Genomic DNA, 16,516 nt, shown 5'->3' with positions numbered 1-16,516 from the left:
CTTACAGTCCCTCCGTAGCTGGCATTACAAGGTTTGTTCCGCCGCGCTTTTTGCCTTTAGAAGATCTGTTGGAAATAAAATAATAGATTAATACTAATAGTAGTGAAACCAAAAACATCATGGCCGATAACGCATTGATTTCTAAACTAACCCCTTGGCGCGCACGGGAATATATTTCAACTGACAAAGTTGAAAAACCATTTCCTGTTACAAAGAACGTCACTGCAAAGTCGTCCAGTGAGTAAGTAAACGCCATAAAAAATCCCGCTAAAATTCCCGGTGATATAACTGGTAATACTACCCTAGACAACATCTGTAAATTATTGGCACCAAGATCCTTGGCTGCGGTGACTAAATAAGGATTCATCTCCTGTAAACGAGGTAATACCATCAAAACAACAATCGGTATACTAAAAGCAATATGCGAAAGTAGAACGGAAGTAAAACCGAGTGTAAAACCAACAACGGTAAATAGAATTAAAAATGAGGCGCCAATAATAACATCCGGAGAAACAAGTAAAATATTATTAAGTGACAAGAAAATATTTTTCGCCAATTGATGACGTTGATTATAGATATATAGGGCCCCTGCTGTGCCAATTATACTAGCCAGTAGTGAAGATAATAACGCAACCAGAAATGTGTTAACCACAATCTCTAAAATTCTTGTGTCGACAAAGAGCTCGGTGTAATGCTTCAACGAAAAGCCATCCCATCCTTGCATAACATCTCCTGCATTAAAGGAGTAAATAATCAAAAAGAAAATAGGTAAGTACAACAAAACAAATACAAACACTAAATACAAATTAGACCATCTAAATTTTTTATGCATGATTAGCCATACCTCACTTTCTTAGATTTTTACGTGCACGATCACGTGTCAGCAGCATTGTAGCAATCATTGCAGCAATCAAAACTACGCCAATCGTTGAACCAATTTGCCAATTTTGTGTGACCAAGAAGTGCTCTTCAATTGCGGTTCCTAGGGTAATCACTCGATTACCTCCAATCAAGCGTGTAATCATAAATAATGACAAACTAGGAATAAACACTGCCTGAATACCGGCCTTAACACCTGGCATCGACAATGGGAAGATAACGTAGCGGAGTGTCTGCCACTTATTAGCACCCAAATCGTGGCTAGCCTGAGAAAGTCTTGAATCAATCTCCGCTAACGAATTAAAAATGGGTAAAATCATAAAAGGAATTTCGATATACGCCGCTACCAGCAAAAAACTCCAGTCCGAAAATAAGAGCTGTTGGGGCGCAATGCCCCAAAGTGAAATGAAATTATTCACAGTCCCAGTCTTGGACAATAGTCCAATAAAAGCATACGTTTTTAACAGTAAATTAATCCATGTAGGCAATATGACTAACAATAGCCAGAACTGTTTTTGTTTCAGTTGATTCAATAAATAGGCAGTTGGGTAACTAATCACTAAAGTAATCACTGTTATCAAAAATGCGTACCATACTGAGTTGAAAGTCATTCGCAAATATGTTCCACTGCCAAAATAGGCCGCATAATTGCTAAATGTGAAATGTCCACTAGCAGTAGTAAATGACTGAAATAACATTAGTATCAATGGCGCAATAACAAATAGTAATAGCCAGATGCCATAAGGAACAATATAAAATATTTGACGTTGTTGTTTAGATTTCATCATCGTCCTCATAACTTTCCAGACGCGCATCAAAATCGTCCTCAGACTCATTAAATCGCATAATGTGGATATCCTCAGGATCAAATGTCAAACCTACTCTAGCACCAATTATTGCCGAATTTGTTGCCTGAACTTGCCATTCATTGCCATCATCATCTCTAGCCGTAATTTCATAGTAGTCTCCTCTAAATGACTGGTCTTCAATAGTAACGACTAATTTACCATTTTCAATGGACGTCAAATCTAAGTCCTCAGGTCGTAACACTACTTCAACTCTCTCGTTGGGGCGCATTCCTGCATCAACATTTTCAAAATCTTTACCCACAAAATGGACCACATAATCTTCCTTCATGATGCCATCAACAATATTGCTCTCACCAATAAAATCAGCAACAAAGTGATTGATTGGTTCATCATAAATATCTTCTGGTGAACCATTTTGTTGAATTACACCATCATTCATAACAAATATCCAATCAGACATAGCCAATGCTTCTTCTTGGTCATGTGTCACGAAAACAAAAGTAATCCCTAAGCGCTGTTGAATTTCTCGAAGTTCATATTGCATACTTTTACGTAGCTTGTAGTCTAAAGCTGACAAAGGCTCATCAAGTAATAAAACCTCTGGGTCATTAGCCAAAGCACGCGCAATCGCAACGCGTTGCTGTTGCCCTCCTGATAACTCATCAATCTCGCGATCAACAAAATCACTTAACTTGACCAAATTAAGCATTTCTTTCACTTTGTTCTTAATTTCCGTCTTATTCATTCCTTTTAGAGTCGGACCAAAAGCAACGTTATCAAAAACATTCATATTTGGAAATAATGCATAGTTTTGGAATACGGTATTCACTTTTCTCTTTTCCGCAGGTACATCATTAACACGTTGACCTTCAAAAGATATATCTCCTGAGTCAGCCGTTAGCTGTCCAGAAATCAGTTTCAAGATAGTTGATTTTCCTGAACCAGATGGTCCAAGTAAAGTATAAAATTTACCAGCTTCTATCTCTAAATCAACATTATTTAAAACATGTGTATCTCCAAAAGACAAATCTACTTGATTAAAAGCAATAATTGGTACTTGTTTCTCACTCACTTGCTCACCCTCGAATCTTTTCAATAGAATACATTTTACACTAATTATAAAAACAAAAAAAGCGCGATGACTTGCGCTTTTTAATCCAAAATTTTATCTTGATTTTCCACAATTAATATTGCAACTGTCATCAGAATAAATAAGATAATTAACATAATAATTTGCGGAATCCAAGAATGAAACCAACCATATGCATAACCAAATAACAGTGGCCCAGTTGCAGCTAATAAATAGCCACCGCTTTGTGCCATGCCAGACAGCCGTGCTGTTTGTTCTGCATTACTAGTTTTTAGACTAAACGTTGTCATTAAGTATGGGAATAATGCTGATGTGCCAACCCCGATTAATAGATTAACGATCAGCCAATAGGTAAACGTTCCTTGCGGGAAAAGTAACAACATATATCCTAAAGTGCCCAATATTGAGAACATCCCCACTAGCCACTGCCGTTGCCCACTATCAAGTCTGGCAACAATTGATGGAATAAACAAAGCAAATGGCAGACCAATCAATGAATTCAAGCCAGCAAACAGGCTGGCCGTAGAAGCCGACAAACCGGTCTGCACTGCCATCGTTGGTCCCCAGGCTAATAGAATATAAAACATAATTGACTGTACACCACTAAAAAACAACAATAGCCAAGCATACTTATTTCGCCAAATACTGGGTTTCAAAACATTCTCAGATTTTGTTTTAACAGTTGTTTGATTATTATGAACAAAATTTTGATTAGGTAACCAAACAAGTAATGCGATTATTAGTAAAACTGTTAACAAAATTATAAATGTATGCCAACCAGTTACAGCAGTAATAGGTGCCGATAACGCAGCCCCTATAGCAGTCGCTAGCATCATACTAAATGTAAATATCGAAGTCATAAAACCAACTTTTTGTGGGAAATACGTTCGAATCACACTAGGCAATAAAACGTTCATATGTGCAATTGCAACTCCTATGCATGCCGTACCAATGTAGAGAAGCGGTGTATTTAAGATTCGAATGAACGAACCAATAATAAGCAATCCAAGCATGAGTGTGAAAGCACGTTCTAACCCCAACTTTTGTGCTACCTTTGGCGCAAAAACTGAAAAAATGGCGAACGCCAATAAAGGTATCGTTGTTAAGATTCCTAGACTAGAAACCGGTACATGCAATGAACGCGCAATATTCCCCAATATCGGTGGAATAGACGTGAAGGGTAAGCGTAAAACCATTCCCACAACAATTATCCCGGGTACTAAAAATTTACTATGATTTTTATTATTTTTCAGCATTTTACTTTTTCCTATTAAAACGGCGTCACTCAATATGAGTGACGCCGTTTATACTGAACCATCTGTCAGTTAAATATTTAAATATTAGAATTAATCTTCTTGACCGTTTGTCTTGATGATTTCTTCTTGAATGTTCTTAGGAACAGCTTCATAGTGGTCAAATACCATCTGGAATGTACCACGACCTTGCGTAGCTGAACGCAAAGTAGTTGCATAACCAAACATTTCTGACAAAGGAACCTTAGCCTTAACAGCCAATACAGGTCCACGTGATTCTTGACCTTCGATCATACCACGGCGAGCTGAGACATGTCCCATAACATCACCAAGGTTGTCTTCAGGTGCAACAATATCAACAGCCATGATAGGTTCAAGAATAACCGCACCAGCCGTCTTTGCAGCTTCCTTCAAAGCCAATGATGCAGCAATCTTAAAGGCAGCTTCACTAGAATCGACATCGTGATATGAACCATCATACAACTTAGCCTTCAAGTCAACTAATGGGAATCCAGCCAAAGGACCAGCATTTAATGCATCCTTCAAACCAGCTTCAACTGAAGGGATGTATTCACGTGGCACAACACCACCAACAATAGCATCTTCGAATTCAAAGCCAGCGCCTTCTTCGTTTGGTGCGAATTCAATATAAACATCACCATATTGACCCTTACCACCAGATTGACGTTTGAAGAATCCACGAGCTTGAACTGTCTTGGTAAACGCTTCACGATAAGCAACTTGAGGCGCACCAACGGTTGCTTCAACGTTAAACTCACGGCGCATACGATCAACCATGATATCCAATTGCAATTCACCCATTCCAGCGATCAAAGTTTGACCAGTTTCTTGGTTTGTTGTTGCACGGAATGATGGATCTTCTTCAGCTAACTTTTGAATAGCATTTGACAACTTGTCTTGGTCAGCCTTTGTCTTTGGCTCAATAGCCAATTCAATAACAGGTTCTGGGAATTCCATTGATTCAAGAATCAATTGATGACTAACATCTGTCAATGAATCACCAGTTGTTGTATTCTTCAAGCCAATCGCAGCAGCGATATCACCTGAGAATACCTCTTCGATTTCAGTACGTGAAGTAGCATGCATTTGTAGCAAACGACCAACACGTTCACGAGTATCAGAAGATGTGTTTTGTACGTATGAACCAGACTTCAAAGTACCAGTATACACACGCATAAATGTCAAACGACCAACGAATGGATCAGTCATGATTTTAAATGCCAAAGCAGCAAATGGCTTTGAATCATCAGCAATCAAGTCAATTTCTTCATCAGTCTTTGGGTCGTTAGCGATATATGGCTTAACATCCAAAGGTCCTGGCAAATAATCAACAACCGCATCCAACATCATTTGGACACCCTTATCCTTGTAGGCAGAGCCTGCAAGAACTGGGTAGAATTGCAATGCCAAAGTAGCACGACGAATTGCAGCTTTTAATTCTTCGATTGAAATATCTTCACCTTCAAGATACTTTTCCATCAAATCATCATCAACATCAGCTACAGCTTCAATCAATGTGTTGCGCTTTTCTTCTGCTAATTCCTTCAATTCTTCAGGAATTTCACGAGGTGCCCACTTTTCGCCCAAATCATCTTCAGGATAGTATGCTTCTTGTGTGATTAAGTCAATAACCGCTTCGAAGTCATCTTCAGCACCAATTGGCCATTGAATAGCTTCTGCATTAACTTGCAAACGTTCGTGAATTGAATCCACTGACATTTGGAAGTCAGCACCCAACTTATCCATTTTGTTAACAAATACGATACGTGGTACATCATATGTTGTTGCCTGACGCCAAACTGTTTCAGTTTGTGGTTCAACACCGGCAGCGCCATCCAAAACCGCTACGGCACCATCCAAAACACGCAATGCACGTTCAACTTCAATTGTGAAATCAACGTGCCCTGGTGTATCAATGATGTTGACACGGTAAGGTGTTTTAGCGAATTGGTCAAAGAAACCATGCCATACAGCTGTTGTAGCAGCTGATTGGATAGTGATTCCACGTTCCTTTTCTTGTTCCATGAAATCCATTTGTGAAGCACCATCATGTGTTTCACCAATTTTGTGAATTTTACCTGTATAGTACAAGATACGTTCAGTAGTCGTTGTCTTACCCGCATCAATGTGGGCCATGATTCCGATATTACGTGTACGTTCTAGTGGGTATTCACGTTTTGCCATTGTGAGTTATCTCCTGGTTTAGTTCTATATGCAACAAAAAGCGACACATAGTTGTGTTCGCTTTTTGACGGTGCTTGTGTGTGACAAACACCATCTATGACAATTGTACACTATCTGCATACCAAGGGTTGTATTATCTACTAGCCTCAGTATCAAATTTTTACCAACGGTAGTGTGCAAATGCACGGTTCGCTTCAGCCATCTTGTGTGTGTCTTCACGCTTCTTTACAGATGCGCCAGTATCATTAGCGGCATCCATGATTTCTTTAGCTAAACGTTCATCCATTGTATGTTCGTTACGCAAACGTGAGTAGTTAACTAACCAGCGAAGTCCCAAAGTTGAACGACGATCTGGACGAACTTCGATTGGCACTTGGTAGTTAGAACCACCAACACGGCGAGCCTTAACTTCCAATACTGGCATAATGTTTTCCATAGCTTGTTCGAAAACTTCTAATGGATCGTTACCAGTTGCTTCCTTGATACGATCAAAAGCATCGTACAAAATTGTTGAAGCTGTACCACGCTTACCATCAAGCATCAACTTGTTGATCAAACGTGAAACGAGCTTTGAGTTGTAAATTGGGTCAGGCAAAATTTCCTGACGCTTAGTATAACCTTTACGTGGCATTAGTCAGTCTCCTTCTTACTTCTTTGGTGCCTTTGTGCCATACTTTGAACGTGAAGTCATACGACCATCAACGCCCGCAGTATCCAAAGCTCCACGGATAATGTGGTAACGTACACCAGGCAAATCCTTAACACGGCCACCACGAATCAAAACAACAGAGTGTTCTTGCAAGTTGTGTCCAATACCTGGAATATATGCAGTTACTTCATATAAGTTTGAAAGACGCACACGGGCGTACTTACGCAAAGCTGAGTTAGGCTTCTTAGGTGTCATTGTTCCAACACGAGTAGCAACACCACGCTTTTGTGGTGCAGCATTATTAGTTGCCTTCTTCTTCATTGAGTTGTAGCCAAAGTTCAAAGCAGGTGATTTTGACTTAGAAACCTTTGACTTACGTGGCTTACGAACCAGTTGGTTAATTGTAGGCATGCTACAGTCTCCTTTAAATTTTCATTAATTTCACAGTTCCAGGTGTATCATTTTTATATTTCCAAAAATCATATCACTGAAAATCTGCTGACAATTGCCTTTACAGCGCCGTTCAGCACAGTGTGACGATGTCACAGAACAGATTACTCAAAAGCACGTTCAATATAATACCATTTTGAGCCGTGTTGTCAATAGGTTTTAACAACTTTCCATGCTAAATGAAAAAATGATTACCACAACGTATGATAAGTTATGGAAAATATATTTGTCTTTTTGTTTAATAGTATTATCGTCTCAACTATTATATGTGCTGCGGCTCGGTTGTCCAACAGTGTCTCTTTGAAAATACAACGCTCTTTTTGTTTTTATTGCGATCATAATTTAGCTTGGTTTGATATTATACCAGTTATTTCGGCATGTGTTCTACGCAACAAATGTCGCTATTGTCATGCTCATTTTGGTCACTACTATGCTATTTTTGAATTGTCTTATATATTAATTGGCACACTCTTATGGGCTACACCTGTAACTTGGATTACAGGAGTCTTATTATTATTTTTATCGTTAGAAGACTGTTCGAAACAAAGCATACACGCGAATATTTTATTCCCCTGGATAGGCTATCTACTTATACTTCATCATGATGCTGCACATCTGTGTTTAACAGTCCTCATTTTAATTTTATCTATAATTCTTGTAAAACATCGGCACACATTAGGCAGTGGTGATATACCGGTACTACTAAGTTTAGTACTATCAAACACGCCTGTTATTTTTTCTTGTACTTTACTCATCAGTTGTTGCCTGGCTTTACTCTATCTATTATACTCACAACAAAAAAGATTACCCTTTGTACCGTTTTTAAGCGGTGGTTGGGTAATCACTAATCTTTACATATTATTTTTACTTTAAAAACTTACGCTTTTGTCGTATCTTTCTTTAATGGCTTTGTGCTAATTCTGATTTCACCATTTTTGGCACCAATCGTTACCGCATCATCAGTTGTGATATTACCTCGCAGTAATTCTTCACTTAATGCATCTTCAACTTTAGTTTGGAGTGCACGTCTAATTGGACGCGCACCATATTCGGGATCAAATCCCGCTGAAGCTACTACGTCAATTGCTGCTGGTGTTATCTTAACACTGATACCTTGCTCAGCAACACGCTGTAGAACTGAACGACTCATTAGCTTGACAATTTCATGCAATTCAGGCTTCGTCAAACTTTCAAACACGATAGCTTCATCTAGTCGGTTAATAAATTCTGGTCGGAATGTTTCTTTTAAGGTTTCACGTATTTTTGCAGCTACTGCTTCGTGATCGTCCTTCAAATCAACTGCACCAAACCCAACTGATTTTTCATCACGCAATCGTGTTGCACCAAGATTGGAAGTCATAATGATGATTGTGTTTTTGAAATCAACCTTTCGTCCTTTTGAATCCGTTAAATAACCATCATCAAACACCTGTAACATTAAATTAAAGATGTCTTGATGCGCTTTTTCCGCTTCATCCAATAGGACAACAGAATAGGGATGATTACGAACCTGCTCCGTTAATTGGCCACCTTCGTCGTAACCAACATATCCGGGTGCCGAACCAATCAAACGACTAGATGACCAACGTTCCTGATACTCTGACATGTCAATTCGAATCAAGTTATCTTCGCTGCCAAATATTGCTTCAGCTAACGCTTTAGCTAGTTCTGTTTTTCCAACACCAGTTGGTCCCAAAAACATAAATGTACCAATCGGGCGACTAGGGTCTTTTAATCCAGAACGAGCACGACGAATTGCTCTAGCCACTGCGGATATAGCTGTCTTTTGTCCAATAACACGGCGCCCCAGAACTGACTCCAAATTGACCAAACGTTGTTGCTCGTTCTTTTCCATTTGCATAACAGGCACACCGGTTTGTTGCGAAATAACCTCAGCAATATCTTCTTCTGTAACATGAAGCGAATATCGTTCAGCATTTTCTTTTTGGTTATTTTGAGTATCTTTAGCTTCTGACTTTGCCAGTTTCTGCTTCAATTTCATCTCTTCAGTGCGCAACTGGGCTGCCTTTTCAAAGTCCAATGACGTAATAGCAGCTTCTTTTTCCGCTTGAACTTCTGCAAAACGAACCTTGGCTTTCGATATTGGTGTTGCTTTCCCAGTGGCATCAATACGTACTTTTGCTCCAGCTTCATCCATCAAATCAATGGCTTTATCGGGCAAAAATCTATCCGAAATATAGCGAGCCGAAAGTTTCACAGCCGCTTCAATAGCTGCATCATCAATCTGAACTTGATGATGTTTCTCAAAATGAGAACGAATTCCTTTCAAAATAGCAATAGCATCATCTTGAGTTGGTTCATCAACTGTTACTGATGCAAAGCGGCGCTCTAAAGCTGCATCGGATTCGACATATTTTTGATACTCATCAAATGTCGTAGCACCCAAAGTTTGCAATTCACCACGTGCTAATGCTGGCTTTAAAATATTCGATGCATCAATGGCGCCTTCGGCGCCACCTGCACCAATCAATGTATGCAACTCATCGATAAATAGAATGACCTCGCCATCATTATAAATTTCTTCAATGATTTTTTTTAATCGGTCTTCAAATTCTCCACGATATTTTGTTCCTGCAACCAGTGACCCCATGTCCAATGCCATCAACCGTTTCTTGGCTAAGTTTTCAGGTACTTCACCGTCTACGATTTTTTGTGCCAGTCCTTCAGCAATGGCAGTTTTTCCAACACCAGGTTCTCCAATCAATACAGGATTATTTTTTGTTCGTCTGGATAGTATTTGTATAACACGACGAACCTCCTTTGGGCGACCGATTACTGGATCAATTTTGTTGTCTCGCGCCATTTGAGTCAAATCACGTGCCAATCCATCTAAAGTAGGGGTTCCCGCTGATGCTTGCTGCTTCTCCTGTTGCTTCATTTGCTTCCGCACATCAGTAATGCCTAATTTTCGAAGAATTGCACGACGCATATCTTGTAAATTAACGTCTAATGCTAGTAAAATTCGTGAAGATAGTATGCTTTCATCCTGTAATAAAGCTAACAAAATGTGCTCTGTTCCAACTTTTGATTGTGCTAAAGCACGCAACTCTTCATTCGCTTGATGTAAAATATCTGCCGCTTTTGGTGAATAAGGTAAATAGATGTTTTTATCATACCGACTAGTGATACCATATCCTGTAAAGTGTTCAATTTCCTCACGAATATCATCGTCCATAACATTAAACTGACCTAATATCTTACTGGCGATGCCTTCTTTTTCTATTGCTAGGGCGAGTAAAAGATGTTCTGTACCCACAGCTTGGTGCTTAAAATACTTTGCTTGTTCCTGTGCCAAAACCAATACATTTTGCGCACTTGGTGTATAATTATTATCCATGTTTGCCTCCTTAAAATTAGGCTGCCTACGTCTTATATTGACTTATATTATAACCTATTAAACATTTATTAGGAAATCTTTTTGTTTAGTCTATTTTATACTTATAAAATTTAAAAAGTCGAAACAGTAATGTTTCGACTTTTTATTAATTAGGATTTTTAAGTGATAACTGCCACTGCAAGTACGCATTGATGAAAGGATCTAAATCACCATCCAGTACTGCTTGTGGTTGGTTAGTTTCATAATTTGTTCGATGATCCTTAACCATTTGATAGGGGTGCAAAACGTAAGAGCGAATCTGTGATCCCCAACCATTTTCCATTTTTTCGCCTGTCAACGCCGCACGCTCAGCTTCTTTTTTCTCTAATTCCAACTGGTATAGCTTACTTTTCAACAGACGCATGGCATAATCACGGTTACCATACTGAGTACGCTCTACAGTTGATGAAACAACAATTCCTGTCGGTTCATGCGTTAGACGAACACCTGTTGAAACTTTGTTGACGTTTTGTCCACCGGCGCCACCAGAACGGAACACATCCATTTTAACATCATCATCACGTACCTCAACCTCAATTGAATCGTCTAGCTCAGGCATTACATCAACTGATACGAAACTCGTATGACGTCGACCAGCGCTATCAAAAGGAGAAATTCTTACGAAACGGTGCACACCTTTTTCGCTTCGTAAAAAGCCATAGGCATTATGTCCAGTTACTTTAATCGTTGCACTATCAATACCCGCTTCATCTCCTGCATGATAATCTAAGGTTTCAACTTGAAAATCATGTTGCTGTGCCCAACGCGTGTACATACGATATAGGTTAGCACCCCAGTCTGTCGACTCAGTACCACCAGAACCTGGATGAATTTCTAAAATGGCATTATTTGCATCATACGGCTCAGTTAATAGTTGCTCTAAATTATAAGCATCAATATCTTTTTGCGCCTTCGCAACCCCTGCTTCAAGTTCACCTAGCGTGTCCTCATCCTCAGGATCTTCCACAGCCATTTCTATTAATAGTTCTAATTCTTCAACTTGATTTGTTAAATTCAAAAATGAATCACGACGATTTTTTAAAACATTATTTTCTTCAATAACCTTTTGCGCTTTTTCATTGTCGTTCCAAAAATCAGGTTCCGTCATACGATTTTCATAATCAGCAATTTCTTCCGTAAGTGCTTCCATATCGAGCGTTCCGCGAAAACGTTCGATATTCTCCTGCATATCACTGACGGCATGCTTTGCATCAATAATTTCCATATTAATTCCTTTCAAAATAAAAACGAACAAAGTTCGCTTTTATTTGTATATTAAGAACGTAAATTCTGACGAATTTCAGCTTTCATAAATGTGCGTGTTGTGTCATATTCAACATCTGCAATCATTTTTTGAAAGTTCGCAAATGCTTCGCTTTGATATTCGATGAGTGGATTTAATTGTCCATATCCACGTAAACCAACACCTTGACGCAACCGATCAAGAGAATCTATATGATCTGTCCAGTGTTGATCAACTGCTCTCAAAATAACAACTTTCTCGAACTCCAACATTTGTTCTGGATCATAAAGCTGGCTTTGCTTTTCTTTATAATTCAACTTCGCTAGCTCTAATAATTTTGCTTTGATTTCATCACGAGTCAATCCCTGCAGTTGTTGCACTGTAACGGCATCATCATGTGCTAGGGCATTGCCAACAAAAGCAACAATTTGCGGCAGATTCCAATCGGAAGACTTCTTCTCTTTCGTTTGAGCATCCACGACACGGTTAATAGTACGTTCAACCATTGGCATCAAAACCCATTCCAATGACTCTGATTCATCAATGACAACATCACGTTCATGATAAATCAATTCACGTTGTTCACGTACAACATCATCGTACTGCAAAACATTTTTACGTGTATCATAGTTGTTTCCTTCAACACGTTTTTGGGCTGATTCGACAGAACGAGTAATAAACCGATTGGTAATCACTGTATCTTCATCCAAATTCATTCTCTGCATCATCAAGCGGACACGTTCAGCACCAAAACGAATCATCAAATCATCTTCCAATGAAAGAAAGAATTGTGAAAAGCCTTCATCTCCCTGACGTCCTGCACGACCACGTAACTGATTATCAATACGTCGTGATTCATGACGTTCTGTGGCAATAACAACTAACCCACCGAGTTCCGCAACACCAGGACCAAGTTTAATATCAGTCCCTCTACCAGCCATGTTGGTTGCAACAGTTATTGCACCACGCTGTCCGGCATTAGCAATAATCTCAGCTTCTTTGGCATTGTTTTTGGCATTTAAAACATTGTGAGGCAAATTTTTCGTCATCAATATTTTTGATAATAATTCTGAATCTTCGACAGATCCCGTACCAATTAAGATAGGTTGTCCCTTTTCATGCAATTCAACAATCAATTTAACAACCGCATTATACTTGGCACGAATAGACGTATAAAGCAAATCAGGTTTATCCACACGTCTAACAGGACGGTTCGTAGGAATACTGATTACTTCCATATTGTAAATTTCACGTAATTCTTCTTCCTCAGTTTTAGCGGTTCCAGTCATACCTGAAAGTTTCTTATACATACGGAACAAATTTTGATAAGTAATTTGCGCCATTGATTTATTTTCTTCTTGAATCTCGACGTTTTCTTTAGCTTCAATAGCTTGGTGCAAACCGTCTGATAAACGTGTTCCTTCAGAAATACGGCCCGTTGACTGATCAATCAACTTAACCTCGCCATCTTGAACGACATAATCCTTATCTTTAATGTAATTAAAATTAGCCCGCAAGGCTTGGTCAATATGATGCGTTAAGGCTGTATCGTCAGCATCATATAAGTTATTCAAGTTAAAGAATATCTCGCCTTTGTGAATTCCTTCAGGTGTTAACAAAGTCGCCTTGGCTTCTTCATCAACCTTAAAGTCCTCATCACGTTGCAAAGTTTTCACGAAACGGTCAGCGCGAGCATAAAGTTGGGAGACTCCTGAACCTGGTCCAGAAATAATCAAAGGTGTACGTGCCGTATCAATCAAAATTGAATCTGCTTCATCGATAAGTGCAAAGTTCAATCCTCGTTGCATAACACGCTCGTCTGCGCGTCGTACCATGTTATCACGTAGGTAATCAAACCCGATGTTAAAGTTGGTAGAATAAGTGATATCAGCGTTGTAAGCAGCACGCTTTTCTTCTGCTGGCGCATCACCAACATTGACACCGACTGTCAATCCAAGCCAATTGTATAATTGACCCATTTGTTCCGCATCTCGAGCGGATAAATAATCGTTCACTGTAACAACATGCACACCGCGACCTGATAACGCATTTAAATAAACAGCCATTGTTGCTGTCAAGGTTTTACCTTCACCTGTGCGCATTTCAGCTAAATTTCCACCGTGTAATACGATGGATCCCATGATTTGAACATGGAAAGGATACAAACCAAGAACTCGTTTAGCTCCCTCCCGCGCCACAGCAAAAGCTTCTGGTAACAGCTCGTCTAAAACTTTTGCCAAAGCCTTATTTTGCTTATCCTTGTCCTCAATACCATCAATTGCATCAGCAATTTTTGACTTGAATTCTCCAGTTTTAGCCTGTAACTCACTATCTGACATGCTAGCCATAGTGTCTGCATAACTTTCGACTTGATCGGCAATTTTATTTAATTTCTTTAGTTGTTGCTTTGAATTATCAACTAATTTACGTATTGGATTGGCCATTACTTTTAACGTGCGAGTAATAAGTTCGCTCGTTTCTCCTCTAAAATCTATTTTTTGTATATTACTGCAAAATATGTGTATTATATGACTAATTATACCAAAAAAAGAGTCCAAAATATAGACCCTTCCTTTGAATTAATGGTGTGTTGTTGGCTCAAGCTTCTCTTGTCCGGCTAAATAAGGTCGCAAAACTTCTGGAATAGTTACTGAACCATCCTCATTTTGATAGTTTTCTAAAATAGCCGCTACTGTTCGCCCTACTGCTAGACCAGAACCATTTAATGTATGCACAAGCTGTAACTTATTATCTGCATCACGATAGGTAATGTGCATTCGACGGGCTTGGAAATCTTCAGTGTTTGATACTGAAGAAATTTCTCGATAAACGTTCTGCTGTGGCATCCAGACCTCAATATCATATGTTTTTGCTGCTGAGAATCCCATGTCGCCTGTTGACAATACAATCACATGATAAGGCAAATTCAATTTTTGTAAAATGTTTTCCGCATCTAGTGTCATCTTTTCTAATTCTTCGTAAGAATCTTCTGGTTTGGTAAATTTAACCATTTCAACCTTATTAAATTGATGCAAACGGATTAATCCACGCGTATCTTTACCTGCCGATCCCGCTTCTTTACGGAAAGAAGGTGACAGCGCAGTGAACTTGATTGGTAAGTCCTCACTTGGCAATTCTTCACCTGAATAATAGTTAGTCAAAGGGACTTCCGCTGTTGGAATATATGTTTGATTCAATCCCTCTACACGATAAGCATCATCTTGAAACTTTGGATATTGTCCTGTTCCAAACATTGCTGAATCATTCACCACAATCGGCGTGATCATTTCAGTGTAACCTTCTTGCCTATGCTCATCTAACATAAAGTTATAGACAGCACGTTCAAGCCTTGCCCCATCACCAACGTAGTATAAGAAGCGGGCACCAGAAACTTTTGCGCCTCTCTCAAAGTCAAGTATCCCCAGATTCTCTCCAATTTCATAATGAGCTTTAACCCACGATGCTTCTTCTAAGGCATGCGGACGTGATCCATATTCCTCTGGGGCCCACTTTCGTTGTTCTACGTTAGCAGATTCATCTGGCCCAACTGGTACATCAACAGCAGCCAAGTTTGGCAAATGAGCAGCGATTTCTCGAACCTGTTCATCCAGCAATGTTTGCTCATTATCAAGACTCTTAATATCTGCCCCGACTTGCTTCATTTGCAAAATTGCTTCACTAGCATCTTCTTTTTGACGCTTAGCAAAAGCAATTTTATCTGATACATCATTACGTTGTGCTTTAAGAGACTCAACTTTTTGGATCAAATCCCGTCGTTTTTGGTCAAGTTCCAATAACTCGTCAATTGTTTCTGGGTTAACGCCACGGTATTCTAAACGTTGCTTGACTTTTGCGCTGTTTTTACGCATATAACGTATATCTAACATTTAATATGTCCTCTTTTTCATAAAATAAAAAACGCGTTCTTCTCTCGTCGCTAAACAAGGGACGAAAAACGCATTTCCGTGGTACCACCCAATTTTTATGATTATATAAATAAACCATAACACTTCATTATCAATAACGGTGATCCCGAGCAGCATTACCTGCTAAACTGTTTGTTACTGGAGTTTCACGCGTACCATTTTTCATCAACCAATGATTTTCTAAAATGCGCTACTTATGGTAACTGATGTTCTCATTTTAACCCATTATCTACCAAAAGGCAACAAAAAAGGAGAGTTAAACCTCTCCTACTTCTTAATGGGCCATCCAGGACTCGAACCTGGGACCTCTGCGTTATCAACACAGCGCTCTAACCAACTGAGCTAATGGCCCGTATTCCCCTTGCCTACTCTTACATAGACAAAAGCGAATGACGGGAATCGAACCCGCATAGCCAGCTTGGAAGGCTGGAATTCTACCATTGAACTACATTCGCAAGCTTTTCTTCGGGATCCTCTCCCTATGGCGCTGGACGGAATCGAACCGCCGACACATGCAGCTTCAATGCATTGCTCTACCAACTGAGCTACAGAGCCATCTCATTGTTCCCAATGAACGGTCACAGCGGGGCTCGAACCCGCGATCTCCTGCGTGAC

Annotated in this window: 12 protein-coding genes and 4 tRNA genes (1 of these 16 only partly in view); 1 reads left to right on the top strand and 15 read right to left on the bottom strand. The window is 39.4% G+C overall.

Going from position 1 to position 16,516, the window contains the following annotated elements; translation table 11 throughout:
• Position 1: 1 nt before the first annotated feature.
• The 7 genes from RHP56_RS00930 to rpsL all read right to left on the bottom strand — a co-directional run bounded on the left by RHP56_RS00930 (position 2) and on the right by rpsL (position 7,296).
• Positions 2–832, bottom strand: coding sequence for an ABC transporter permease (locus RHP56_RS00930; protein WP_011679131.1), 831 nt, complete (start codon positions 830–832; stop codon positions 2–4).
• Between the two features lie 13 nt (positions 833–845).
• Entirely contained in the window at positions 846–1,667 is an 822-nt protein-coding gene (locus tag RHP56_RS00925) for an ABC transporter permease (protein ID WP_036089524.1), read from the bottom strand.
• Complete coding sequence (locus RHP56_RS00920) at positions 1,654–2,760, bottom strand: ABC transporter ATP-binding protein (RefSeq protein ID WP_011679129.1); 1,107 nt, start codon at positions 2,758–2,760, stop codon at positions 1,654–1,656. Before RHP56_RS00920 ends, RHP56_RS00925 begins: the two co-directional genes overlap by 14 nt.
• Before the next feature lie 80 nt (positions 2,761–2,840).
• Entirely contained in the window at positions 2,841–4,034 is a 1,194-nt protein-coding gene (locus RHP56_RS00915; RefSeq protein WP_011679128.1) for a CynX/NimT family MFS transporter, read from the bottom strand.
• A gap of 90 nt (positions 4,035–4,124) precedes the next feature.
• Entirely contained in the window at positions 4,125–6,236 is a 2,112-nt protein-coding gene (gene fusA, locus RHP56_RS00910; RefSeq protein WP_011679127.1) for an elongation factor G, read from the bottom strand.
• Positions 6,237–6,396: 160 nt separating this feature from the next.
• On the bottom strand, positions 6,397–6,867 hold the full coding sequence (gene rpsG / locus RHP56_RS00905) for a 30S ribosomal protein S7 (RefSeq protein ID WP_011679126.1): 471 nt from the start codon (positions 6,865–6,867) through the stop codon (positions 6,397–6,399).
• Positions 6,868–6,882: 15 nt separating this feature from the next.
• Positions 6,883–7,296: a 30S ribosomal protein S12 gene (rpsL, locus tag RHP56_RS00900; RefSeq protein ID WP_004911305.1), complete on the bottom strand. Its 414-nt coding sequence runs from the start codon at positions 7,294–7,296 to the stop codon at positions 6,883–6,885.
• A 252-nt stretch (positions 7,297–7,548) separates the two neighbouring features.
• Between rpsL and RHP56_RS00895 the strand changes: the two genes are divergently transcribed.
• Positions 7,549–8,208, top strand: a complete 660-nt coding sequence (locus tag RHP56_RS00895) for a prepilin peptidase (RefSeq protein WP_011679125.1) — start codon at positions 7,549–7,551, stop codon at positions 8,206–8,208.
• Positions 8,209–8,212: 4 nt separating this feature from the next.
• Here RHP56_RS00895 and RHP56_RS00890 read toward each other — a convergent pair whose 3' ends face one another.
• From RHP56_RS00890 to RHP56_RS00855, 8 genes are all read right to left on the bottom strand, one after another.
• A complete protein-coding gene (locus tag RHP56_RS00890; protein WP_011679124.1) occupies positions 8,213–10,693 on the bottom strand; it encodes an ATP-dependent Clp protease ATP-binding subunit in 2,481 nt (826 codons plus the stop codon).
• 145 nt (positions 10,694–10,838) lie between these two features.
• The gene (gene prfB / locus RHP56_RS00885) at positions 10,839–11,957 is read right to left on the bottom strand and encodes a peptide chain release factor 2 (protein ID WP_011679123.1); all 1,119 of its coding nucleotides are present in this window, start codon (positions 11,955–11,957) and stop codon (positions 10,839–10,841) included.
• 50 nt (positions 11,958–12,007) lie between these two features.
• Positions 12,008–14,419, bottom strand: a complete 2,412-nt coding sequence (secA, locus tag RHP56_RS00880; RefSeq protein ID WP_011679122.1) for a preprotein translocase subunit SecA — start codon at positions 14,417–14,419, stop codon at positions 12,008–12,010.
• Between the two features lie 135 nt (positions 14,420–14,554).
• Positions 14,555–15,862: a serine--tRNA ligase gene (serS, locus tag RHP56_RS00875; RefSeq protein WP_102753672.1), complete on the bottom strand. Its 1,308-nt coding sequence runs from the start codon at positions 15,860–15,862 to the stop codon at positions 14,555–14,557.
• 317 nt (positions 15,863–16,179) lie between these two features.
• Positions 16,180–16,253: transfer RNA gene (locus RHP56_RS00870), tRNA-Ile, on the bottom strand.
• Between the two features lie 32 nt (positions 16,254–16,285).
• Positions 16,286–16,356 (bottom strand) — tRNA-Gly (locus RHP56_RS00865).
• Between the two features lie 27 nt (positions 16,357–16,383).
• Positions 16,384–16,456, bottom strand: a tRNA-Phe gene (locus tag RHP56_RS00860).
• 20 nt (positions 16,457–16,476) lie between these two features.
• Positions 16,477–16,516 (bottom strand) — tRNA-Asp (locus tag RHP56_RS00855); it runs 34 nt beyond the window's last position.

It is taken from the genome of Leuconostoc sp. C5 (assembly GCF_056530425.1).
The sequence above is the reverse complement of the archived record's forward strand: the minus strand, read 5'-3'. Positions and strand labels throughout refer to the sequence as shown.

Coding starts and splice junctions, on each gene's coding strand:
- RHP56_RS00890 (WP_011679124.1), bottom strand. CDS start 10,693: ATGGATAATAATTATACACCAAGTGCGCAAAATGTATTGGTTTTGGCA.
- RHP56_RS00895 (WP_011679125.1), top strand. CDS start 7,549: ATGGAAAATATATTTGTCTTTTTGTTTAATAGTATTATCGTCTCAACT.
- prfB (WP_011679123.1), bottom strand. CDS start 11,957: ATGGAAATTATTGATGCAAAGCATGCCGTCAGTGATATGCAGGAGAAT.
- serS (WP_102753672.1), bottom strand. CDS start 15,862: ATGTTAGATATACGTTATATGCGTAAAAACAGCGCAAAAGTCAAGCAA.
- rpsG (WP_011679126.1), bottom strand. CDS start 6,867: ATGCCACGTAAAGGTTATACTAAGCGTCAGGAAATTTTGCCTGACCCA.
- fusA (WP_011679127.1), bottom strand. CDS start 6,236: ATGGCAAAACGTGAATACCCACTAGAACGTACACGTAATATCGGAATC.
- RHP56_RS00925 (WP_036089524.1), bottom strand. CDS start 1,667: ATGATGAAATCTAAACAACAACGTCAAATATTTTATATTGTTCCTTAT.
- RHP56_RS00915 (WP_011679128.1), bottom strand. CDS start 4,034: ATGCTGAAAAATAATAAAAATCATAGTAAATTTTTAGTACCCGGGATA.
- rpsL (WP_004911305.1), bottom strand. CDS start 7,296: ATGCCTACAATTAACCAACTGGTTCGTAAGCCACGTAAGTCAAAGGTT.
- RHP56_RS00930 (WP_011679131.1), bottom strand. CDS start 832: ATGCATAAAAAATTTAGATGGTCTAATTTGTATTTAGTGTTTGTATTT.
- secA (WP_011679122.1), bottom strand. CDS start 14,419: ATGGCCAATCCAATACGTAAATTAGTTGATAATTCAAAGCAACAACTA.